The 22,108-nt window shown below is 60.5% G+C and carries 26 protein-coding genes; 1 reads left to right on the forward strand and 25 read right to left on the reverse strand.

Going from position 1 to position 22,108, the window contains the following annotated elements; translation table 11 throughout:
- Nucleotides 1-16 precede the first annotated feature (16 nt).
- The 11 genes from GTP46_RS20670 to rpsF form a co-directional block, all read right to left on the reverse strand.
- Nucleotides 17-499: a GNAT family N-acetyltransferase gene (locus GTP46_RS20670; protein WP_161008518.1), complete on the reverse strand. Its 483-nt coding sequence runs from the start codon at nucleotides 497-499 to the stop codon at nucleotides 17-19.
- 186 nt (nucleotides 500-685) lie between these two features.
- Entirely contained in the window at nucleotides 686-1,537 is an 852-nt protein-coding gene (locus GTP46_RS20675; protein WP_161008519.1) for a metallophosphoesterase, read from the reverse strand.
- 74 nt (nucleotides 1,538-1,611) lie between these two features.
- Complete coding sequence (locus GTP46_RS20680; RefSeq protein WP_161008520.1) at nucleotides 1,612-2,001, reverse strand: hypothetical protein; 390 nt, start codon at nucleotides 1,999-2,001, stop codon at nucleotides 1,612-1,614.
- An 85-nt stretch (nucleotides 2,002-2,086) separates the two neighbouring features.
- Entirely contained in the window at nucleotides 2,087-2,254 is a 168-nt protein-coding gene (locus GTP46_RS29915) for a hypothetical protein (RefSeq protein ID WP_229259041.1), read from the reverse strand.
- Nucleotides 2,255-2,487: 233 nt separating this feature from the next.
- The gene (locus GTP46_RS20690) at nucleotides 2,488-3,501 is read right to left on the reverse strand and encodes an inorganic phosphate transporter (protein ID WP_161008521.1); all 1,014 of its coding nucleotides are present in this window, start codon (nucleotides 3,499-3,501) and stop codon (nucleotides 2,488-2,490) included.
- A gap of 18 nt (nucleotides 3,502-3,519) precedes the next feature.
- Nucleotides 3,520-4,146 (reverse strand): DUF47 domain-containing protein, encoded by a 627-nt coding sequence (locus tag GTP46_RS20695; protein ID WP_161008522.1) that lies wholly within the window; start codon nucleotides 4,144-4,146, stop codon nucleotides 3,520-3,522.
- A 56-nt stretch (nucleotides 4,147-4,202) separates the two neighbouring features.
- A complete protein-coding gene (locus GTP46_RS20700; protein WP_161008523.1) occupies nucleotides 4,203-5,588 on the reverse strand; it encodes a replicative DNA helicase in 1,386 nt (461 codons plus the stop codon).
- Nucleotides 5,589-5,710: 122 nt separating this feature from the next.
- Nucleotides 5,711-6,163: a 50S ribosomal protein L9 gene (rplI, locus tag GTP46_RS20705; RefSeq protein WP_161008524.1), complete on the reverse strand. Its 453-nt coding sequence runs from the start codon at nucleotides 6,161-6,163 to the stop codon at nucleotides 5,711-5,713.
- 27 nt (nucleotides 6,164-6,190) lie between these two features.
- Nucleotides 6,191-6,481 carry a 30S ribosomal protein S18 gene (gene rpsR, locus GTP46_RS20710; protein WP_154373712.1) on the reverse strand — a complete coding sequence of 97 codons (291 nt, stop codon included), beginning with the start codon at nucleotides 6,479-6,481 and terminating at the stop codon, nucleotides 6,191-6,193.
- Between the two features lie 15 nt (nucleotides 6,482-6,496).
- On the reverse strand, nucleotides 6,497-6,802 hold the full coding sequence (gene priB, locus GTP46_RS20715; RefSeq protein ID WP_161008698.1) for a primosomal replication protein N: 306 nt from the start codon (nucleotides 6,800-6,802) through the stop codon (nucleotides 6,497-6,499).
- 21 nt (nucleotides 6,803-6,823) lie between these two features.
- Nucleotides 6,824-7,204: a 30S ribosomal protein S6 gene (gene rpsF, locus GTP46_RS20720; protein WP_161008525.1), complete on the reverse strand. Its 381-nt coding sequence runs from the start codon at nucleotides 7,202-7,204 to the stop codon at nucleotides 6,824-6,826.
- Between the two features lie 259 nt (nucleotides 7,205-7,463).
- Between rpsF and lexA the strand changes: the two genes are divergently transcribed.
- Nucleotides 7,464-8,102 carry a transcriptional repressor LexA gene (gene lexA, locus GTP46_RS20725; protein WP_161008526.1) on the forward strand — a complete coding sequence of 213 codons (639 nt, stop codon included), beginning with the start codon at nucleotides 7,464-7,466 and terminating at the stop codon, nucleotides 8,100-8,102.
- Here the strand turns inward: lexA and GTP46_RS20730 are convergent.
- The 14 genes from GTP46_RS20730 to GTP46_RS20795 all read right to left on the reverse strand — a co-directional run bounded on the left by GTP46_RS20730 (nucleotide 8,029) and on the right by GTP46_RS20795 (nucleotide 22,108).
- The gene (locus GTP46_RS20730; RefSeq protein ID WP_161008527.1) at nucleotides 8,029-8,481 is read right to left on the reverse strand and encodes a hypothetical protein; all 453 of its coding nucleotides are present in this window, start codon (nucleotides 8,479-8,481) and stop codon (nucleotides 8,029-8,031) included. The genes lexA and GTP46_RS20730 overlap by 74 nt on opposite strands.
- A 2-nt stretch (nucleotides 8,482-8,483) precedes the next feature.
- Nucleotides 8,484-9,728: a cystathionine gamma-synthase family protein gene (locus tag GTP46_RS20735; RefSeq protein ID WP_161008699.1), complete on the reverse strand. Its 1,245-nt coding sequence runs from the start codon at nucleotides 9,726-9,728 to the stop codon at nucleotides 8,484-8,486.
- Between the two features lie 99 nt (nucleotides 9,729-9,827).
- Nucleotides 9,828-11,354, reverse strand: a complete 1,527-nt coding sequence (gene purF / locus GTP46_RS20740; RefSeq protein ID WP_161008528.1) for an amidophosphoribosyltransferase — start codon at nucleotides 11,352-11,354, stop codon at nucleotides 9,828-9,830.
- 38 nt (nucleotides 11,355-11,392) lie between these two features.
- The gene (locus GTP46_RS20745; protein ID WP_161008529.1) at nucleotides 11,393-11,881 is read right to left on the reverse strand and encodes a CvpA family protein; all 489 of its coding nucleotides are present in this window, start codon (nucleotides 11,879-11,881) and stop codon (nucleotides 11,393-11,395) included.
- A gap of 13 nt (nucleotides 11,882-11,894) precedes the next feature.
- Nucleotides 11,895-12,863 carry an SPOR domain-containing protein gene (locus GTP46_RS20750; protein WP_161008530.1) on the reverse strand — a complete coding sequence of 323 codons (969 nt, stop codon included), beginning with the start codon at nucleotides 12,861-12,863 and terminating at the stop codon, nucleotides 11,895-11,897.
- A 22-nt stretch (nucleotides 12,864-12,885) separates the two neighbouring features.
- Nucleotides 12,886-14,175, reverse strand: a complete 1,290-nt coding sequence (gene folC / locus GTP46_RS20755) for a bifunctional tetrahydrofolate synthase/dihydrofolate synthase (protein ID WP_161008531.1) — start codon at nucleotides 14,173-14,175, stop codon at nucleotides 12,886-12,888.
- A gap of 81 nt (nucleotides 14,176-14,256) precedes the next feature.
- Complete coding sequence (gene accD / locus GTP46_RS20760; protein WP_090176168.1) at nucleotides 14,257-15,129, reverse strand: acetyl-CoA carboxylase, carboxyltransferase subunit beta; 873 nt, start codon at nucleotides 15,127-15,129, stop codon at nucleotides 14,257-14,259.
- A 77-nt stretch (nucleotides 15,130-15,206) separates the two neighbouring features.
- The gene (locus GTP46_RS20765; protein ID WP_161008532.1) at nucleotides 15,207-15,470 is read right to left on the reverse strand and encodes a hypothetical protein; all 264 of its coding nucleotides are present in this window, start codon (nucleotides 15,468-15,470) and stop codon (nucleotides 15,207-15,209) included.
- A 2-nt stretch (nucleotides 15,471-15,472) separates the two neighbouring features.
- Nucleotides 15,473-15,748 carry a BrnT family toxin gene (locus GTP46_RS20770; protein WP_371869714.1) on the reverse strand — a complete coding sequence of 92 codons (276 nt, stop codon included), beginning with the start codon at nucleotides 15,746-15,748 and terminating at the stop codon, nucleotides 15,473-15,475.
- Between the two features lie 69 nt (nucleotides 15,749-15,817).
- On the reverse strand, nucleotides 15,818-16,615 hold the full coding sequence (gene trpA, locus GTP46_RS20775; RefSeq protein WP_161008533.1) for a tryptophan synthase subunit alpha: 798 nt from the start codon (nucleotides 16,613-16,615) through the stop codon (nucleotides 15,818-15,820).
- Nucleotides 16,616-16,625: 10 nt separating this feature from the next.
- Nucleotides 16,626-17,846 (reverse strand): tryptophan synthase subunit beta, encoded by a 1,221-nt coding sequence (gene trpB / locus GTP46_RS20780; protein ID WP_161008534.1) that lies wholly within the window; start codon nucleotides 17,844-17,846, stop codon nucleotides 16,626-16,628.
- Nucleotides 17,824-18,525, reverse strand: a complete 702-nt coding sequence (locus GTP46_RS20785) for a phosphoribosylanthranilate isomerase (protein WP_161008535.1) — start codon at nucleotides 18,523-18,525, stop codon at nucleotides 17,824-17,826. Before GTP46_RS20785 ends, trpB begins: the two co-directional genes overlap by 23 nt.
- A 3-nt stretch (nucleotides 18,526-18,528) precedes the next feature.
- The gene (truA, locus tag GTP46_RS20790) at nucleotides 18,529-19,332 is read right to left on the reverse strand and encodes a tRNA pseudouridine(38-40) synthase TruA (RefSeq protein ID WP_161008536.1); all 804 of its coding nucleotides are present in this window, start codon (nucleotides 19,330-19,332) and stop codon (nucleotides 18,529-18,531) included.
- A gap of 52 nt (nucleotides 19,333-19,384) precedes the next feature.
- Nucleotides 19,385-22,108: a motility hub landmark protein FimV gene (locus GTP46_RS20795; RefSeq protein WP_308495440.1), complete on the reverse strand. Its 2,724-nt coding sequence runs from the start codon at nucleotides 22,106-22,108 to the stop codon at nucleotides 19,385-19,387.

A 22,108-nucleotide genomic window follows, 5' to 3' on the forward strand; every position in this document is an offset into this window, starting at 1 on the left:
GCTTGTAAGAACTGGCTTACAACGCCGGCTCCAGCACCAACGGCAATTGCTTCTCGAAGCAGACCGCGAGCGGGTTGCCGATGTACTTGCCGTAGTTGGCAATGCGGCTATAGCCGCGCGCCTCATAGAAGTCGACCGCGCGGCGATTGACCAGGCGCGTCTCCAGCCATAGCGCCTGATAGCCCATCGCCACCGCCTCTTCTTCCAGATAGCGCAGCACCGCGCTGCCAACGCCGCTGGTGCCGTGACGCGCATACATGCGCTTGATCTCGGCCACGCCCGGCTCCAGCGGCCGCAGCGCACCGCAACCTACGGCGATGCCATTGTTATCACGCGCGACCACGAAACACGCCATCGGACCGAACACGTCACCGACGTCGAACGACGACATGCCACCGTCGCCAGTAATCGCCTCCAGCGCCGTCGACAACTCCGCCATCAGCGCCACCGAATCAGCCGCACTGGGATCCTCCGTCGCCACCTGAATCTCATTCGCCATAGCCCCGCCCTCCCGAATAGCAGAGCTTATTGTAGATCAAGCTCTGTACATCCATGGATTTATTGGAGCATGGCGCGCTCGTCAACGCCAACCCGCTGGCACAACGGCGCCACTTGGTCAACATGATTCAGTCCATGCCTGAATAGGCGAACCAGGTGGCGCGAAGCCAGGCTGGCTTGGGGCTGATTACTGCACCGTGCAGATCACCAGTTCGGGGTCGGCGTTAATGCGAACGGGGATGAGGCCGCAGCCTACGCCGCGACTGACGATCAGGTCGCCATTGCGGAGAACCGGGAAGCGGCCGTAGTAGTAAGGGCGGGATAGCGGGCCTTGCGGCATGACGATGGGCGTGCCGTCCGGGAGGGCGATCTGGCCGCCGTGGGTGTGGCCGGCGAAGCCGATGTCGTAGCGCTGGCCGTTCAGCATCAGCAATCCATCCGGGGCGTGCATCAGCAGGATACGCACTTCGCCTGCGCCAGCGAAGGTGGCGGTGGCATCAGGCTCACCGGCCCAGGGATCGTCCATGCCGCAGATCGAGACGTTGTCGAACGGCGCCGCTAAAGCCTCTGCACGATTGACTAGCATGCGCACGCCGGCGGCTTCGAACAGCTGCGCGATCAGGCCATCGTCGGTCGACAAGTCATGGTTGCCGAACACGGCGAATTTTCCTAGCGGCGGCTTGCACTGCGCCAGCCGTGTCGCCAGTACTTCAGCGTGCTTGGCCGGGCCGGTGATGTAGTCGCCGCCCAATAGCAGCACATCGGGCTGTTCAACGGCGAGGTGCGCAAGTAGATCGTCGAAAATGGCGGGATCGGTGGAGACGCCGGCGTGGAAGTCGGAAGCGAAGGCAATCTTCAGCGGTCTGGGCAAGCGCCGTCCTGGCGACAGCGCCAGCGTGTGGTGCGTCACGCCCAGCTTGCCGTGCAGGCCGATGCGGTAGCTGAGCGCTGCCACCCGGCCGCGCAGCAAGGCGGCGCCTACACAAGCCTCGATGAGGTGCTTGCGGCGGGAGTAACGCTTGTTGCGAGGGACGGACATGGGCGGGCGTGGTAGGTGGAGCGGAACCCGGCATGATACCTGAACCGGCTTGCGCCGGATACGTGCTTCAGCGGTTACAGCGGCGCATCGACCAGCAATTGCGGCTGCAAGGCGCGGATGCGGAGTTCGGTGAAATAGCCGCCGCCTTCGGTGTAGCGCAGGTAGTGGCGCTGGCATTTTACGCAGCGCAGCAGGTGGCTAAGGTTGGCCGGATAGTAGCGCGGCGCGATCGGCGCATCGTCGCTGGTGAGACGCGTGCCGGCCGGATGGTATTCGGCAAACATCGGCTCGGCGTATGGATCTTCCACCAGCGAGGCCACTTCCTCGAACTGATCCAATTCCAGCTCCAACGTCAACGGCATCGCCTGCCACGCCAGCATACCGGCTTCATGGCAGCTGCAAGCCAGCTTCACCGCCGCCGACGCCTCCGCCAACCGCTTCAAACCTGCAAAATCAATCGCCATCTTGCTTCCATCATCAAAAGACTTTTGGATTTTACTGCAATCCAAATCAATCTGCCGCCCGGCGAGCCCCCCCGTGCCCAACTGGCTATTTTTCTTTTTGCTCAGGAGTGATAAAGCCTATCGGTCGCTTTGCCGTCGGCGGCTCTACCATCAATTGCCGAATGGCCGCCGTTACTAAAGCAAGCTGCTGCGCCAGAGAGTCGTGTTTTGCAGATAGGTTGACGGTCTTCAGTTCAAGTTCCGTCAACTTCATTGCCAACTCGTGATTGTTAGCCAGGCCATTACGCATTTGGACAAATGCGCGCACCACGTACAATTTCTTCGGACCTGCTCGTTTAGGCGTCGAGTATCAACAGCATAAAAGGGCAGCTAAATCTGCATCTAGCAATACTTTTTGGCCTCGCACCAAAACGATATGCTGCGCAATCGAATCTAATGACATCGCTTCACTTTTCATGAAAAAGGGAGCCGAAGCTCCCTTTTGTTTTACATGATGTGATGCCCTATCCACCAGGCGATCGCGGCGACGAACGCCGAGGCCGGGATGGTGAAGATCCACGCCCACACGATGTTGCCCGCCACGCCCCAACGCACGGCCGACATTTTCTGCGACGAACCCACGCCGACGATGGCGCCGGTGATGGTGTGGGTGGTCGACACCGGCACGCCCAGGGCGGTCGCGGTGAACAGGGTGATGGCGCCACCGGTCTCGGCGCAGAAGCCGCCCACCGGTTTCAGCTTGGTGATCTTCTGGCCCATGGTTTTCACAATGCGCCAGCCACCAAACAGGGTGCCGAACGAGATCGCGGTGTAGCACGAGATGATCACCCACAGCGGCGGCTCTTTGGAAGCGGCGCTCGAGTAGCCGGCAGCGATCAGCAGCATCCAGATGATGCCGATGGTTTTCTGCGCATCGTTACCACCGTGGCCCAGGCTGTACGAAGCGGCCGAGAACAGCTGCAGGCGGCGGAACCAGCGATCCACCCGGCGCGGCGTCGAGCGCACGAAGATCCACGACACCAGCAGCATCATCAGCGAACCGAAGATGAAGCCCAGCAGCGGCGACAGTACGATGAAGACCACCGTCTTGATCAGGCCCGCCGAGATCAGCGCGCCGGTACCGCTCTTGGCCACAGCCGCGCCGACCAGGCCGCCGATCAGGGCGTGCGAGGACGACGATGGAATGCCGTAGTACCAGGTGAAGACATTCCACACGATGGCGCCCACCAGCGCGCCAAAGATGACGTACTGGTCGACCACACCGGGGTCAATGGTGCCCTTGCCCACCGTGGCGGCCACGGTCAGCTGGTGGAACACAAAGATGGCGACAAAGTTGAACATGGCTGCCATCGCAACGGCAGTTTGCGGCTTCAGCACGCCGGTCGAGACCACGGTCGCGATCGCGTTGGCGGCATCGTGGAAGCCGTTCATGAAGTCAAATATCAGCGCCAGGGCAATCAGCATGCCCAGCACGTAGATACTGATTTGTAGGGTTTGCATGGGAACTCGTCTTTGTAATTATGCGTTTTCGACGATGATGCCTTCGATGATGTTGGCCACATCTTCGCAACGGTCGGTTACGGTTTCCAGGATTTCGTAGATGGCCTTCATCTTGATCAGGTTGCGCACGTCCGGTTCATCGCGGAACAGTTTGGACATGGCGGCACGCATCACGTGATCGGCGTCCGATTCCAGGCGGTCGATCTCTTCGCAAATGGCGACGATCTGGCGCGAGTTGTCCATATTGTGCAGCAGGGCCACGGCTTCCTTGACCTTCTCGGCGCAGGCCAGCACCAGTTCAGCCAGGCGCTTGGCTTCCGGCGTGACCGAGTGCAGATCGTACAGCGACACGGTCTGGGCCGCATCTTCCAGCAGGTCGAGGATGTCGTCCTGGCGGGTGATCAGCTTGTGGATGTCGTCGCGGTCGATCGGCGTGATGAAAGTCTTGTGCAGCAGGTCGACCGTCAGGTAAGTGATCTTGTCGGCTTGTTTTTCGATGCTTTCAATCGCGTGCACGCGGTTTTCCAGATCGTCGAAATTGGACATCAGGCCCACCATTTCTTTTGCGCCTTTGACGCACAGTTCGGCGTGCTGATTGAACAGGTCAAAGAATTTGCCCTCGGTGGGCATCAAACGTCCAAACATATTTTTCTCCGTTTATTACTACTGCAGATCGCCGGCATTGTGTGCCAGCGTAAAGATTAGTCGCCCTGGTAAACACCCAAACTACCAGAGTAATTGCCAAACTTGGTGTACTGGCCGATCCAGGTCAGACGTACCGCGCCGATCGGGCCGTTACGCTGCTTACCGATAATGATCTCGGCCGTTCCCTTATCCGGCGAGTCGGCGTTGTAGACCTCGTCGCGATACAGGAAGATGATGACGTCCGCATCCTGCTCGATAGCGCCGGATTCGCGCAAGTCGGACATGACGGGACGTTTATTGGGGCGTTGTTCCAGCGAGCGGTTCAGCTGCGACAGCGCGATCACCGGGCAGCCCAGCTCTTTGGCCAGGCCCTTCAGCGAACGCGAAATCTCGGAAATCTCGGCGGCGCGGTTGTCACCGGCCTTGGAACCCTGCATCAGCTGCAGGTAGTCGACAATGATCAGGCCGAGCTTGCCACACTGGCGCGCCAGGCGGCGTGCGCGGGCGCGCATCTCGATCGGATTCAGTGCCGGGGTTTCATCGATGAAGACTTGGGCGTCGTTCATCTTCTGGATGGCGTGCGTCAGGCGCGGCCAATCCTCGTCGTTCAGGCGGCCGGTCCGCAGGCGGTGCTGGTCGAGCTGGCCGACCGAACCCAGCATACGCATCGCCAGCTGGGCGCCGCCCATCTCCATCGAGAAGATCGCTACCGGCAAGCCGGCTTCAATCGCGACGTTTTCGCCGATGTTGACCGAGAATGCGGTTTTACCCATCGAAGGACGGCCGGCCACAATCACCAGGTCGCCGCCCTGCAGACCTGAGGTCATGCGGTCGAGGTCGATGAAGCCGGTCGGCACACCGGTAATTTCCGATTGGTTTTCGCGCGAGTACAGCTCGTCGATACGTTCCACCACCTGGGTCAGCAGCGGTTGCACCGCCAGCCAGCCAGCGGCGCCACGGGCGCCCTGCTCGGCAATCGCGAAGATGCGCGATTCGGCCTCGTCCAGGATTTCCTTGGTTTCCTTGCCCTGCGGGCTGAAGGCCTGGCCGGAAATATCGTCGGCCACGGTGATCAGCTGGCGCAGCACCGAACGGTCGCGCACGATTTCGGCATAGCGGCGGATATTTGCCGCCGACGGCGTGTTCTGCGCCATCGCGTTCAGGTAGGCCAGGCCACCAACGTCGTCGGCCTTGCCCAGCTGGGTCAGGTTTTCGAACACGGTGATGACGTCAGCCGGCTTGGAGGCGTTAATCATGCGCACGATCTGTTCGAAGATGATGCGGTGATCGTAGCGGTAAAAGTCATCCGGCTGCATCATGTCGGCGATACGGTCGAACGACGCGTTATCGCGCAGCAGGCCGCCGATGACGGACTGTTCTGCCTCGATAGAGTGCGGCGGGACGCGAAGCGAATCGACTTGCGGATCGGAGGGGGCGTTCATGGCGCGAATTATACCTGCTTGCTTGTGCCAGATTACAATTTTATGACGAGAAAAAAGCCGGGCAAGCCCGGCTTTTTTATGGGTGTTGCAAAACCAGACAGGCGTTGCCGCCCGGTCCAGTCTTAGGCAGCTTCGCCTACAACGGCAACGGTTACTTCTGCGATCACGTCGGTGTGCAGAGCAACGCTGACTGGGAACTCGCCAGTGGTCTTCAGAGGACCGGTTGGCAGGCGCACAGCCGCTTTTTCAACAGCGAAACCTGCTTTGGTCAGGGCTTCAGCGATGTCGAAGTTGGTTACCGAGCCGAACAGACGGCCGTCAACGCCAGCTTTTTGCGAAACGGTCACGGTCATGCCGTTCAGTTTTTCGCCTTGGGCTTGCGCGGCAGCCAGTTTAGCGGCAGCAGCTTTTTCCAGTTCAGCGCGCTTGGCTTCGAATTCCGCGATAGCCGATGCGGTAGCGCGACGGGCCATTTTTTGCGGGATCAGGAAGTTACGTGCGTAGCCGTCTTTAACTTTAACGACTTCACCCAGGTTGCCCAGGTTGACAACTTTTTCCAACAGAATGATTTGCATAGTTCTTCTCCAGTTACTCTGCCGCGATTAAGCGTTGTGCAGATCGGTGTACGGCAGCAGGGCCAGGTAACGAGCGCGTTTGATCGCGGTGTCAACTTGACGCTGGTAGTGAGCTTTGGTGCCGGTCAGACGTGCTGGCATGATTTTGCCGTTTTCCTGGACGAAGTCTTTCAGGGTGTCTACGTCTTTGTAGTCCACTTGCTCAACGTTTGCAGCGGTGAAGCGGCAGAACTTCTTACGTTTGAACAGTGGGTTTTGTTGCTTACGCTTTTCTTTCAGCTTGAGCTTGTTTTTGTCGAACTTTTTACCGAATGCCATTTTAGGCTCCTGTATTTAAATTGAGCTGTCTGTGACAGCACGAAAATCAATGATGTGAAACACCAGGCTTTTGCTATTGCGGCTTTTCTTGTTGAGAAAACCGGTGAACTCATATAGCCCCGCCAATGGCGTCGCGTTGAACCGGCCTGAAATTTCGCCCGCAGCGACTGCGGACACTTCAAACTCGGACAACCGGGCGATGCCCGCCTCCATCTGCTGCGACCGGTGCTGGAGTACAGCATTCACGATCGGCATGCCGGCCGGGGTGTAACGAATTGCATCCCGCTCGGCGATGAGGGCGATGAACTGGAGCTGGTTCAGCGCGGTTCCTTCTCAGGACAATTAAGCAGCTGGAGCAGCAGCGGCGGCTTCAGCGCGGTGCGATTTAGCTGCGTCTTCGCGTTGTACCGACTTCATCATAGGCGAAGGAGCGGTTTCCGCTTTCTTCATCTTGACGGTCAGGTGACGCAGGACTGCATCATTGAATTTGAATGCGGTTTCCAGCTCAACCAGGGTCTCGTTGTCTGCTTCGATGTTCAGGCAGATGTAGTGAGCTTTAGCCAGTTTCTGGATCGAGTAAGCCATCTGACGACGACCCCAATCTTCAACACGGTGAACATTGCCGCCGCGCGAGGTTACGGTTGCTTTGTAACGCTCGATCATTGCGGGCACTTGCTCGCTCTGGTCCGGGTGGACGATAAATACGATTTCGTAGTGACGCATGTATAACTCCCTTAAGGACTTGATAATGGCCCACCCTGGCGTCAAGACAGGTGTGGGAAGAGGTAAGCCCGCGACTATAGCAGCTTTTTCCGAAAAACGCCACCCACCCCGGGGTCAGTTCTGCCATTGGTACATGAGTCCGTGTGCGATTGGCAGAACTGACCCCGAATTATTTCGCGCCGGGAAACAAATTTCCTTGCATTTCGGCTCACACTGTACAAAAATACAGACTGTTCATATACACAGGCTCACTGTACTCATGCTCAAGCTCACTGCACGCCAGGAACAAATCCTGAACCTGATCAAGGACGCGATTGAAAACACCGGCTTCCCGCCGACCCGCGCCGAGATCGCCAACGAACTGGGCTTCAAATCCGCCAACGCGGCCGAGGAACATTTGCAAGCCTTGGCGCGCAAGGGCGCGATTGAGATTGCCGCCGGCACCTCGCGCGGCATCCGCCTGCTGGGCGTACACGCCGAACCGGCCACGCCGAAAGTCCCTGCCGCATTGATGATGTCGCTGCCGCTGATCGGCCGCGTCGCCGCCGGCTCGCCTATCCTGGCGCAAGAAAACCTGGAAGCCAGCTACAGCGTCGACCCGGCCATGTTTGCCTCCAAGCCGGACTACCTGCTGAAGGTGCGCGGCGAATCGATGCGCGACGCCGGCATCATGGACGGCGACCTGCTGGCTGTGAAAAAAGTCGATAGCGCCAAGAATGGCCAGATCGTGGTGGCCCGCATCGGCAGTGAAGTGACGGTCAAGCGCTACCGCAAAACCGGCTCGACCATCGAACTATTGCCGGAAAATCCGGACTTTAATGTGATTACGGTTGATCCGGAAGCTGACGAGTTTGCGCTGGAAGGCCTGGCAGTGGGCCTGATGCGGACCTGGCACTAAAGACATCCCCACCCTGCGCCAGCAAGACCAGATCGGCTTGCTGGCGTGCCTCTTGTGCGATCTGCACAAATACCTGGTTCATCAATTGCTGCGCGGCCGCTAGTTCGGCGTCGCTCATGGCGTCCGCTACCTCTGATGGAATGGTGCGCCCTACCGGCAGCGCGGCTTTGTAGTTGACGGCGAAACGGCGGTAGCAGGCCAGCCATGCGCTGCGCTGTTCGCTGTTGCGCATGGCGCCTGCATCGCCGCAGTGGAAACGCGACAGCGCAATGTCGGCGCCGTCGTAGTGATGGGTGTAGTAATCGATGTCGGCGCGGTGATCGCCGCCCTGGGCAGCAGCAGCTGCTGCGAACAGGCCGGTGGCGATCAGCGCGCGCATCGTCAGCAGCCTTCCAGCGCGGTGCAGAAGTCGTCCAGCAGGTCGTCGGTATCTTCGATACCGACCGAGACGCGGATCAGCGATTCAGCAATGCCCATCGACGCGCGGCGCTCGGCACCCATCTCGTAGAAGATGGTGTGCGCGACCGGGATGATCAGCGTGCGGTTGTCGCCGAGGTTGGAGGCCGGAATCGCCAGCTTCAGGCGGTTCAGGAAGTCGAAGCAATCGAGGCCGTCCTTCAGCTCAAAGCTCAACAGCGAGCCGTGGGCGCGGAACAGTTCCGAACTGATGCCGTGCTGCGGGTGCGACTTCAAGCCAGGATAGTAGACCGCTGCTACGCGCTCATCCTTCTCCAGCATTTCAGCCAGCGCCAGCGCATTGGCGGTGGTGCGCTGCATGCGCAGCGCCAGCGTTTCGGCGCCGACGGCGATGTGGTGCGCCGCATCCGGCGCCAGCGAGGAGCCGAAGTCACGCAGCGCCTTGGCGCGGATCTGCGCCAGGCCCCACTGCAGCGGCGCAGCTTTCTTGTAGTTCTCGTAGATATTCGGGAAGCGGGTCCAGTCGTAGGCGCCGGTATCGGTGATGCTGCCGCCCAGCGCGTTGCCATGGCCGCCAATCGACTTGGTCAGCGCGTTGACCACCAGACCTGCGCCCACCGCTTTCGGCTGGAACAGGTACGGCGTGGTCATGGTGTTATCCACCACGTACAGAATGCCAAGTTTCTGGCACAGTTCGCCAATGCGCTTGAGGTCAGCAATCTGCGTGCGCGGATTGGCGATGGTCTCAACGAACACCACTCGCGTGCTGTCGGTAATCGCCGCTTCCACATTGGCCACATCAGTCGCGTCCACGAAGGACACGCCGATGCCCTGGCTGGTAGCAGTCTGCCACAAGCTGTTGGTGTTACCGAACAAGAAGGACGACGACACCACGTGATCGCCAGCGCGCAGCAGCGCCTGCATCACGGCGCCGATGGCGCCCATGCCGGTGGCGAAGCAAATCGTCCCGACGCCCTGCTCCATCTTGTTGACCTTCTCTTCCAGTGCCGAGATGGTCGGGTTACCTTGGCGGCCGTAGCGGAAGCCCGGCTCTTTGCCCTGAAAAACCGAGGCCAGCTGGCGCGCATCAGCATAGCCGAACGCGACCGAGGTGTGGATCGGCTTGTGCAACGAACCGTGCTCGATGCCCTTCTGGCGGTCGCCGTGCAGGATGGTGGTGGTGAATCCGTAGTTCTTCTTGTCGGTCATATGTTTAGTTTCCACTGTCATTCCCGCGCAGGCGGGAATCCATAGAACGCGAGCACGGAGACTCAGCATGGATTCCCGCTTTCGCGGGAATGACGGTAATCACGCTTCGGTGGCTGCGAGGTTCAGGTTCAGCTGCGAACGGCCTGCATCCTCCGGCGCTTGTGCCTTGGTCGGGTGGTGACGCTCGTATTCCAGCTTATCCAGATACTCGCGGGTCACATCACCGGTCACATACACACCGTCAAAGCACGATGCTTCGAAGTTGGTCAGGGCCGGGTTCACATCCGCGATGGCGCGTTTCAGCGCGTCGATATCCTGGTAGACCAGAGCATCGGCAGTGATTTCCTTGCACACTTCTTCCACGGTGCGGCCATGGGCGATCAACTCGTCGCGGGTCGGCATGTCGATCCCGTACACGTTCGGGTAGATCACCGGTGGCGCGGCCGAAGCGAAGATCACCTTGGTGGCACCGGAGTCGCGCGCCATCTGCACGATCTCGCGGCTGGTGGTGCCGCGCACGATGGAGTCATCCACCAGCAGCACAACCTTGCCTTTGAATTCGTCTGGAATCGCGTTCAGCTTCTGGCGCACGGATTTTTTACGCGCAGCCTGACCCGGCATGATGAAAGTACGGCCGATGTAGCGGTTCTTGATGAAGCCTTCGCGGTATTCCACGTTCAGCGCCAGCGCGAGCTGGATCGCCGCAGGACGCGACGAGTCAGGAATCGGCATGACGACGTCGATCTTCATGTCCTTCAGTTCGCGCTTGATTTTCTCGGCCAGGTATTCGCCCATTTTCAGGCGGGTGGCATACACCGAAGCGCCGTCGATCACGGAATCAGGACGCGCCAGGTACACGAACTCGAACACGCATGGGTTCAGCGACGGATTGTCGGCGCACTGGCGCGAATGCAGCTGCTTGTTGTGGTCGATAAACACGGCTTCACCTGGCGCGATGTCGCGTACGAAGCGGAAGCCCATGCCTTCCAGTGCCACCGATTCCGAAGCGATCAGGTATTCCACACCGTCCGGGCTTTCATTGATGCCCAGGCACAGCGGACGAATGCCAAACGGATCACGGAAGGCCAGCAGGCCAACACCGGCGATCTGCGCCACAGCAGCGTAGCCGCCGCGCACACGGCGATGCAGCACGGTCACGGCATTGAAAATGGTCGTGGCGTCGATCGAGATGCCGACGGTGGCTTTTTCGATTTCGTGGGCCAGCACGTTCAACAGCACTTCCGAATCGGAATCGGTGTTGATGTGGCGGCGGTCGTTCTCGAACATCTCTTTTTTGAGCTGCTCCCAGTTGGTCAGGTTGCCGTTGTGGGCCAGCGTGATGCCGAACGGGGCATTGACGTAGAACGGCTGCGCTTCTTCCTCGCTCGACGAGCCGGCAGTCGGATAGCGGCAGTGGCCGATACCGGAGTTGCCTTGCAGCGTACGCATATTACGGGTACGGAACACGTCGCGCACCAGGCCGTTGGCCTTGTGCATGGCGAACATGCTGCTGTGATTGGTCGCGATACCCGCCGCATCCTGACCGCGGTGTTGCAGCAGCAACAAGGCGTCATACAGCATTTGGTTGACAGGTTGATGGGATACGACGCCGACAATGCCACACATGATGGTGCTCCTGGACAGGTACTACAGATTTAAAGAATTCAAAAATTCACATGCTGCGCCATCGCAGCGGGAAGAAACCGCTTGACCATGTGGGCTCCTTGTTCCGCGTAAGAACTCAAGACCGCATGCTTCCAAAAATCCTGCTTAGGCAATGAGGTCATCCCACTCAAGATGACGGCAGCCAAAATAATTACAAGCCCACGCGCCAAACCGAATACCACGCCCAGCGCGCGGTCGATCAGGCTCAGGCCGCCCGCAGTCAGCAAGGCGTCCAGCGCCAGCGACAACAGGCCCATTAAAATCCGCGCACCGATAAACAGTGCGATAAAAGCAACGATCAAGCGCAGCACCTCGCCCGGGATCACCAACGGCAGCATCTGCGCCAGCGCCGCCGCGTAGGCATTGGCGACTACGAAGGCGATCACCCAGCTCAGCAGCGACAGCACTTCCTTCACCAGTCCGCGCACCACGCCGATGACGACCGACGCAGCCAGCACGAAGATCACCAGATAATCGAAAATCGTCACGTCGTTCGGCGTATCAAACGGTTTCGAGGCGGCCGCTCAGGCCCATGCCGGTCAGCTTGGCCTTGACCTTCTCTGCCTCTTCCTTGCTGGTGAACGGCCCGACGCGCACGCGGGTGATGTCGCCCGACGGTGCTTTCTGCGTAAAGGAACTGATCCCGGCATTTTTCAGTTTAGCGCGCAATTCCTCGACTTTCGCCTGATCGCTCAGGGCGGCCACTTGCAGCACGAATTTTTCGCCGCTGGCGGCTGGCTTGCCTTCCAGGATGGCCAGGGCGCGTGCGTCTTCGGACTTGGCTGCTGGCTTGGTCTCGGCCGGTTTGGCCTTGGCTTCCGCCAGCTTGCGCTCGGCGTCCTGCTTGTCGGCTTTGAGTTTGGCGTCGGCCTTGGCTTCCGCTTGCTTGCGTTCCAGTTCGGCTTTGTAGTCGGCTTCCTGGCGCGATTTCAGTTCACGCTCGGCTTGGGCCTTGGCTTGCTGCTCGGCGCGGGCCTCTGCCTTGGCCTTGGCATCGGATTCTTGTTTGGCGGTTTCGACCACCACTGGAGCAACCGGCGCGACCGGTTTGGCGGCCGGCTTCACGTCTTCGACAATTTCTTCCTTGCTGTCGAGCGCAGCGGCGGCAGCCACCGGCACAGGCGCGCGCACGGCGTCAGCCGGCTTGTCCTTGGATGGAATTTTGATATCAATGTCGGAAGACAGCGGCTTAGGCTCGGAATCGAGTACCATCGGCAGGCCCACGGCAACTGCCAATGCCAATGCGATGGCGCCCACCAGACGGCGGCGGGCGCGTTTCTTTTCCGGCAACACCGCATCATCTTCGTCACGATCGCGCGCGCGGCGCTTGGTGGCGCCGCCCTCAGCCGACGAGGCGCGCTTGGAGCGGGCGCGTTCGGTCGCCGCCCGGTCATCTGCGCTGGTGTAAAAACCGCTGTCTTGACCTGCGGTGTCTTGCTTGTTTTTACCGAGTTTCGAGAACAAGCCCATGCGTGATTTCAGTCCTGTGCGTTCAATGGAGTGAGGATTTTCGCGCTGCCATAACACCGGCAACGGTCAGGAAAGATCCAAAGACCACAATTCTATCATCCTCACCGGCCCGGCTGACGGCATTTGCGTACGCAGCACCCGGATCATCGAACACATTGATGGTGCGTTCGTCGCGTTCCGGCTGCACGGTTTGCACCTTGGCCGCCAGTTCCGAGGCGGTTGCCGAGCGCGGCGATGGCAGCGTGGCCAGGCACCAGTGATCGATATGCTCGGACATGGCGGCAATCACGCCGTCGATATCTTTGTCCTGCATGGAGCCGAACACGGCGTAGGTGTAGCGGTGGAAGCCCATATTGCCGAGGTTCTGATTCAGCGCGGCAGCAGCGTGCGGATTGTGCGCCACGTCAAAGATGGTGGTCGGACGGCCCGGCAGCACCTGGAAGCGGCCCGGCAGTTCCACGGTCACCAGGCCGGTGCGCACTTCCTGCGCGCCTACCGGCAGCACCAGCTTGAGCGCTTCCAGCGCGGCCAAAGCGGCGCAGGCATTGAGAATCTGGTTGGCACCGCGCAGGCTTGGGTAAGCCAGCGAGTTGCGGCGCTGATTGCGGCCGCCGTAGCTCCACTGCTGCTTATCGCCGGAATAGTTGAAATCGCGGCCCATCAGCCACAGGTCGGCGCCGATGGCTTCGGCGTGGTCGATCAGCGACTGCGGCGGCACCGGGTCCGAGCAGATCGCGGTTTTACCAGCGCGGAAGATGCCGGCTTTTTCGAAGCCGATCTTCTCGCGGGTGTCGCCCAGGTAGTCGGTGTGGTCGATATCGACGCTGGTGACGATGGAAACGTCGGCATCGATGATGTTGACCGCATCCAGGCGGCCACCGAGGCCGACTTCCAGGATGACCACATCCATGCCCGCCTCCGACAGCAGCTTCATGATGGCCAGCGTGGTGAATTCGAAATACGTCAGCGTGGTATCGCCACGTGCCGCCTCAACCGCATTGAAGGCGGCCACTAGCGTCTCGTCGTTGGCCATGTCACCGTTGATGCGGGCGCGCTCGTTGAAATCGAGGAAGTGCGGCTTGATGTACAGGCCAACCTTGTAACCAGCGCGCATCAGCACCGATTCCAGCATCGAGCAGGTCGAGCCCTTGCCGTTGGTGCCGGCTACCATGATGGTCGGGCAGCTAAAGCTCAGCTGCAGGCGTTCCTTGACGGCGAGAACGCGGTCCAGGCCCATGTTGATGACGGTTTCGGCATGGCGCGATTCAAGCAGCGCAAGCCAGGCAGGCAAAGTAGTTGGGAGGTTCGACATGATGGTGACTCAGAAATGAAAACGGCGCGCAGGCCGGATGATATCCGATTGCGCGCCGCAGCGTGAGAACGTCGCCCGTTTTTAGGCGAGCACTTCCACTGGTTGATTTTGCAGCAAGGCCAGCAGGCGGGCGATTTCCTCGCGCATTTTGCGGCGGTCAACGATCATGTCAACGGCGCCCTTCTGCACCAGGAACTCGGCGCGCTGGAAGCCTTCCGGCAGTTTCTCGCGCACGGTGTTCTCGATCACGCGCGGGCCGGCGAAGCCGATCAACGCTTTGGGTTCTGCGATCACCACGTCGCCCATGAAGGCGAACGAAGCGGACACGCCGCCCATGGTCGGATCGGTCAGCACGCTGATGAAGGGCAGTTTCTTGTCCGACAGCTTGGTCAGCATGGCGGTGGTCTTGGCCATCTGCATCAGCGACAGCAGGCCCTCTTGCATACGGGCGCCGCCGGTAGCGGTGATGCAAATGAATGGCACTTTCTGCTCCAGCGCCACTTGCGCGCCGCGCACGAAGCGCTCGCCGACCACGGAGCCCATCGAGCCGCCCATGAATTCGAACTCGAAGCACGCTACCACGACCGGCAGGCTCATGATGGAGCCGCCCATCACGATCAGCGCATCGGTTTCACCGGTGGCTTCCATCGCTTGCTTCAGGCGGTCTGGGTATTTCTTGCTATCTTTGAACTTCAGCGTATCGACCGGCAGGGTATCCATGCCGATTTCATAACGGCCGCCGGCATCGAACAGGCTGTCGAGGCGCTCACGGGCGCGGATGCGCATGTGGTGGTCGCATTTCGGGCAAACGTGCAGGTTCGACTCCAGGTCGGTGCGGTACAGGACGGCTTCGCACGATGGGCATTTGACCCACAGGCCTTCCGGCATGGTCTTGCGGGCGCCGGCGTCGGAACGCTGGATACGTGGGGGCAGCAGTTTTTCCAACCAACTCATAAATTCTCCTTGCAGCTAATTCTTGGCCCGAAGTGTAGCCGTTTCTGGTCCCTCTGTCGAACTTTAGAGGAAATGCACTACTCCTCCAGAGTGAGCCCGCCCTCCGCCTCCAGTGATTTTTTCAACTCCTCCCGTTCTTTCAGGGTAAGAATACCAAGATTAGCTTTATAGCCAGAACCAGCAATGTGACGCAGGTACATCCCCATCATATCCTGTGCACACAAGCCGTATGGACGCCCCAACTCTGCAAAATATTCGATAGAGCGAAAGTCCAGCCTGAAAGTGATTTCCGCACTCAACTGCTCAAAATATGGATTTGGTTTCCAGTTATGTTTACGCATTTTCAATCACCTTCGAAATAGTCAATCTCGTCGACATTTTGAGCTGGACGTGCAGAAATAATGCGAATCACGCCGCAACGGTAGCAATGGCACACCCAAAGTAAGCGTTCCTTATTACTGCGGCCGAGCTGGATGAACCTATCTTCATCGTCCGAGTGCTCTAAGTCGAATTCCAGCTTTCCGCGCGGATCTGCGAAAACAGTGGAAGCTTCATCAAAGCTTACTCCATGCGTAAGCATGTTAGCTTTTGCTTTACGGGGATCCCAGGTGAAGCGCACGACCGCTCCCTTTCAACATAGCGAGTACTTAACTATGTATCAAGGTGAGCAGTCGGATTTTGAGGAAGGTCAGGCGTCGAGGGCGGTGCGGATGGAGGTGGTGAAGGCTTGCACGGCGGCGACGGCTTTGTCTTTGCCGACGGTTTCGATTTCCTGGATGATGCGGCTGCCGATCACCACAGCATCTGCCACCTCGGCCACGGCGCGCGCAGTGGCGCCGTCACGAATGCCGAAGCCCACGCCCACCGGCAGCTTCACATGTTTGCGGATGGCTTGCAGGCGATTCGCCACATCCGCCACGTCGATATTGCCGGCGCCGGTCACGCCTTTCAGCGAGACGTAGTAGCTGAAGCCGCCACCCACCTTGGCCACTTGCTCGATGCGCTGCTCGGTCGAGGTTGGGGACAGCAGGAAGATCAGGTCCAGCTCGGCCGCGCGCATGGCGGCGGCGAACTCTTCACACTCTTCCGGCGGGTAGTCCACCACGATGGCGCCGTCCGCGCCCACCGCCACCGATTGCTCGATGAAGGCTTTCGGGCCGATGCGCTCGATCGGGTTGGCATAGCCCATCAGCACCACCGGCGTGGTCCGGTTGGTCTTGCGGAATTCCGCCACGTAGCCGAACACGTCTTTGATGCCGACACCATGCGCCAGCGCGCGTTCGCAGGCGCGCTGGATCACCGGGCCTTCGGCCATCGGATCGGAGAACGGCACGCCCAGTTCAATAATGTCAGCGCCGCCTGCCACGAGGGCATGCATCAGCGGCACGGTCAGCTCCGGCGCAGGATCGCCGGCAGTGATGAAAGTAACGAGCGCGGTTTTGTTTTGCGCTTTCAAAGCGCTGAAGGTTGCTGCAATCTTGGACATGTCGGTTTCCTTAGTTGAAGTTCAGACCCATACGCTCTGCGACCGTATGCATGTCCTTGTCACCTCGGCCCGACAGGTTGGCCAGCACAATCTTATCCTTCGGCAGCGTGGCCGCCAGCTTGGCCGCGTAGGCCAGCGCGTGCGACGACTCCAGCGCAGGAATGATGCCTTCGATATGGCAGCAGTCGTGGAAGGCTTGCAGCGCTTCCTCGTCCGTGATCGATTCGTATTGGGCGCGGCCGATATCCTTCAGGTAGGCGTGTTCCGGCCCTACTCCCGGATAGTCGAGGCCAGCCGAAACCGAGTGCGTCTCAATAATCTGGCCATTCTCATCCTGCAGCAAGTAAGTGCGGTTGCCGTGCAGGACGCCCGGGTAGCCCTTGGTCAGCGAGGCTGCGTGCTTGCTGCCGTCCAGGCCCTCGCCCGCCGCTTCCACGCCGATCAGCTTGGTGTTTTTCTCATCGATGTATGGGTAGAAAATACCCATGGCATTGGAACCGCCGCCGATGCAAGCCACCACGTAGTCAGGCTGGCGGCCGGTCATTTCTGGCATCTGCACCAGGCATTCCTCGCCGATCACCGACTGGAAGTCGCGCACCAGCATAGGATACGGGTGCGGGCCGGCCACGGTGCCGATGATGTAGAAGGTGTTTTCAATGTTGGTAACCCAGTCGCGCATCGCTTCATTGAGCGCGTCCTTCAGGGTCTTGGAACCGGACTCCACCGGCACCACGGTCGCACCCAGCAGTTTCATGCGGTAGACGTTTTGCGCCTGGCGCTTGACGTCCTCGCTGCCCATGTAAACCACGCATTCGAGGCCGAAACGGGCGCAAATGGTGGCAGTGGCCACACCGTGCTGCCCAGCGCCGGTTTCGGCGATGATGCGCGGCTTGCCCATGCGCTTGGCCAGCAGAGCCTGGCCGATGACGTTGTTGATCTTGTGTGCACCGGTGTGGTTCAGGTCTTCGCGCTTGAAGTAAATCTGCGCGCCGCCGGCGATTTCGGACCAGCGTTTGGCATGGTAAATCGGCGACGGACGGCCGACGAAGTGCTTGAGCTCGTAGCGGAATTCTTCGAGGAACTCAGGATCTTTGCTGTACTTGGCGTAGGCTTCGTTGAGCTCGGCCAGTGCGTAAGTCAGGGTTTCGGCGACGAAGCTGCCGCCGTAAGGGCCAAAGTGGCCTTTGGCGTCTGGTAATGCGTAGTCTTTAGCGTGGAACAGCGCTTTCATGATGGGTTTCGCTTTCGATAGTGGTATCTCCTGCCCGCACCGCCGTAACAAAATCGGCAATCTTGCGGGCATCTTTGATTCCCTTGGACGCTTCAACACCGGAACTGATGTCAACAGCGTAGGGACGAACACCTACCACCGCGTCAGTCGCGTTGTGTACGCTCAAGCCACCACTTAAAACGACCCGAGGCGCGAGATCTTTTGGAACGAGAGACCAATCAAAACCCTTTCCTGCACCACCGTAAGCATCCACATACGTATCCAGCAACAGGCTGGTGAAGAGTGGACTGGCGGCGCGGTTTGCCTGCTCGTATTCTAGCAGTTCATCCGGGCGCGTGTCAGGTTTGACGCGGAACACCTTCATGTACTGGCGTCCGGCGGCGGCGGCAATCGCCGCGCCCTGCTCCACTGTTTCGTCGCCATGTAATTGTAGCAACGACAGCGGCGCGATCTTCACGGCCGCCGCCACTTCCTCCGGCGAGGCGTTGACGAACAGGCCCACCGTGGCGATAAACGGCGGCACGGCGCGCATCAGTTCAGCGGCGCGCTCGGGCGTGACGTAGCGCGGGCTCTTGGGATAGAACACAAACCCGATCGCATCCGCGCCCGAAGCCACTACGGCTTGCACGTCTTCCTCGCGGGTCAAGCCGCAGATTTTGATACGGGTACGCATGCTCATCCTTTAAAACCACGGCAGCTGGCTGGAAGTCTCCTGCGGCAGCGCCCATTTTTCGTCATAATCGATTTTGGCCAGGTACAGGCCGTCCGGCATGAAGGTCGGCGCGGCGATCTGGCGGTTTTTAGCGGCCAGCAGTTCACCCATCCACGTCACATCCTCGCGGCCCTGGCCGATGTAGACCAGCGATCCCACCAGGTTGCGCACCATGTGATGCAGGAAGGCGCTGGCTTTCAGCGTGAAGATGATCAGGTCGCCCTGGCGGCGGACCCGGATGTCGTGCATCAGCTTGACCGGCGACTTGGCCTGGCAATACGCGGCGCGGAAGGTGGTGAAGTCGTGCGTGCCGATCAGCGCCTTGGCTGCCTCCTGCATGCGCTCCGCATCCAGCGGGTGATGGTAGAAACCGGCACGACCATTCAGCAGCGGCGAACGCACCTGGCTGTTGTACAGCACGTAGTGATAAGTGCGAGCTTGCGCGCTGAAGCGGGCATGGAAGAAGTTGTCGACCGACGGATCGCCGTCCAGTTCCTTGGCCCAGCGCACGCCGATTGACGGCGGCAGGAAAGCGTTCACGCCGCGCACCCACGCGTGCGGCAGGCGATTCAGGTCGGTATCGAAATGGACGATTTGCTCGGAGGCGTGCACGCCGGCGTCGGTGCGGCCAGCACAAGTGGTAGCCAGCGGCACAGTGGCGAACTCCAGCAGCGCCTGCTCCAGCTTGTCCTGCACGGTGAGACCGTGGTCCTGCTTCTGGTAACCGTGCCAGGCCTGGCCATCGTACTGAAGCCCGATTGCTATCCGTTTCAATTGCTGCCCAATGTCTAAGTTTCTGAGTCAGCCATTATATAACGGCAGGCTTTTATCCCAGCTGGGCCTTCATGGCGTTGGCCTTGACCACCTGCTCCGGATTACCACCACGCAGCACTTCATCCAGCAGCTCGCGCGCGCCTTCCTTGTCGCCGATTTCCTGATAGGCGACAGCGAGGTCCAGCTTGGTATCCATTTCCATGTGATGGGCGGACAGCGGCTCGTTGCTGGCCGATGCTTGATCTGCAGGTGCAGGGGCGGCATCGCCACCCAGGCTACCCAGGTCCAGGTCAATGCTCGACAGGTCGAACTCTTGCGCGGCCGGTGGCGGCGCGGCGGTGATGTTTTCCACTTCCGGCGGCAGGTCGAGGCTGGTGTCGAAGTCGAGCGCTGGGGCTTCGGCTTTCGGCGGCTCGGTGAAGGCCGGCACTTCTGGAATATCGAAACCGGCCAGGTCCAGGTCCAGCGGATCGCTGGCGGACGATGGCTTGGCGTCTTCCGCTGGCGCGAAAGCCTCCACTGGCGCGGACGACGGCAGGTCGAGACCAAAGTCCAGGCCCATGTCGTCAATCGGCGCCGGTGCTTCGGCGGCAGGTGCTGGTGGCGGTACTTCAATCACTGGCGTCGGCGCCGAGACTGGTTCGAAGCTCAGGCCGCCCAGGTCGAAGTCCATCAGGTTGTCGGCTTCGGCCGCCACCGAGGCTGGCGAGATGCTGGCATCGGCTGCTTGCGGCAGTGCGGTGTCCAGGTCGGTGCCAAAGTCGAGGTCGTTGAAATCGGCGCCAGCGGTTGGGATGGCTGGTGCTGCTGGTTCGACTGCTGCAGGCGCGGCGTCCTGGCTCAGGTCCAGGTCCAGCGCGGCGGCTTCGGCCGGTGCTGCGGCTGGCGTGTAGGTGGCGCCAAAGTCGTTGCCAAAGTCCGGCTCGGCTGCAGCCACGGCGGCAGCGGCAGCCACTGGTGCGGCGGCGGCCAAGCTGACGTCGCCGCTGTCCTTGCCCATCGTGTACAGCGGATTAGCGGCATCAATGCCCTTGCCCATCTCAGCTGCTTGCTCCCACTCCGGGCCTTGGCCACGGGTCAGTGCGTATAGCTCGGAAGCCTGGGTTTCAAACGAACGCGTGTCCTTGCGGGCGACATAGATTTCCAGCAGCTTCAGGCGCACCGCGTGGCGTTCCGGATGGGTACGCAGGGCTTCTTTCAGGATCTCTTCCGCCTGGGCGTCGCGGCCATAGGCGATGTAGACATCGGCTTCCGCCACCGGATCCACCTCGTTGGTGTCCAGCTGGCTGGCCGACGGCGCGAAGTTCGAGTTGAACACGCTGTTATTGGTGTCGACGCTCTGGCCGCCGGCATCGGCGATCAGTGGCGTTTGCGGCGGGATGGCGGTGTCGCCAAGAATGGACGGCTCGTCCGCCGGCACCACGAATTTTTTGCGGCGGCGCGAAGCCAACAGGCCAACGATCCCCAGCAGCACGGCAGCCGCGGCCGCGCCGACGTAGGTGATGTTGTCCATCAGGATTTCGAAGATGCTCGGCTCGGCCAGTTTTTTCGGCGGAATCACCAGCGTGCGCTTCGGTTTGTGTTCCGCTTCCGGTTGTGGCGTCACGTCCAGCGTGACCACACCGGAGGCGGCGGCCGAAGCCGATGCTGCGGCCGATGGCTTCTTGGCCTCGGCGGCAGCCTTGCTCTTCACGGCCATCAGCTTCTCAAGGTCGTTGACGTTCTTTTCCAGTTCCTTGACGCGGTCAGCCGCTTCGTCGACCTGCTTCTGCTTGGCGACCTTTTCCTCTTCCGCCGCTTGGCCGGTTTTGCCTTGCTGCGGGGCGCTGGCGGTGGCTTTGGACAGGGTCAGCTTGTCCTTGGCGGTGTTGGTGGCGGTCGGCTTCTCTTCCACCTTGGCGGTGATCTTGCCCGACACGTTTTGCGAGGCATCCGGCTCCTTGGCCGGCGCGCTGGCGGCCACCTGCCCTGCCAGCTTGGCGCGGTAGGCCGCGAAGTCCGCCGCATGCGCGACCACCACGCCGCGCGCGTCGCCATCGCTGGCGCTGGCGCGGATCGCGTCCGAATCCGGCACGGCCAGGATCTGGCCCGATTTCAGGCGGTTCATATTGTTGCCGGCGAAGGCTTCCGGATTGGCGCGGTATAGCGCTACCAGCATCATGTCCAGCGAAACGTCGACCGGCTTGACCTGATTGGCGATACGGGTCAGGTTGTCGCCAGCCTTGACGGTGTATTCAGAAGCGGCAGCCTTGGCCGGGGCCGAAGCCGGGTTAGCGGCTGGCGCTGGCGTCGTTGCCGGGCGCGCAGGCTGAGCAGCGGCGGCTGGTGCCGGCGCTGGCGCAGCAGCAGGGGCCGGGGCCGGCGTTGCGGCCGCTACGCGGTTACCCAAGTCAATTGGCGCGGTCACTTGCGGCGCTTGTGTGGCGCGCAGGTCCGGCGGATCCAGCAGGAAGGTGTATTCGCGGACCATGCGGCCGCCGGTCCAGTTCAGCTCCAGCAGCATGTCGACGAACGGTTCGTTGATCGGCTGGCTGGAACTCACTTTGATGACTTGCTTGCCGTTGCGCGGCTCGACCTCAAAGCGCAGCGACATCAGCGCCGGATTGAAATCGATATTAGCGCTGCGGAAGGCGTCGGCCGAGGCCAGCTTGGCGACCAGCGCGCTGGCTTCATCGCCGTTGACGGACGTCAGTTCAATTTCCGCCCGCAGCGGCTGCCCCAGCGACGACAGGACAGTCAGCTTGCCCAGTCCCGCCGCATTTGCAGACGCGGCCAA

This window comes from Duganella flavida (genome assembly GCF_009857445.1).
GTDB lineage: Bacteria > Pseudomonadota > Gammaproteobacteria > Burkholderiales > Burkholderiaceae_D > Rugamonas > Rugamonas flavida.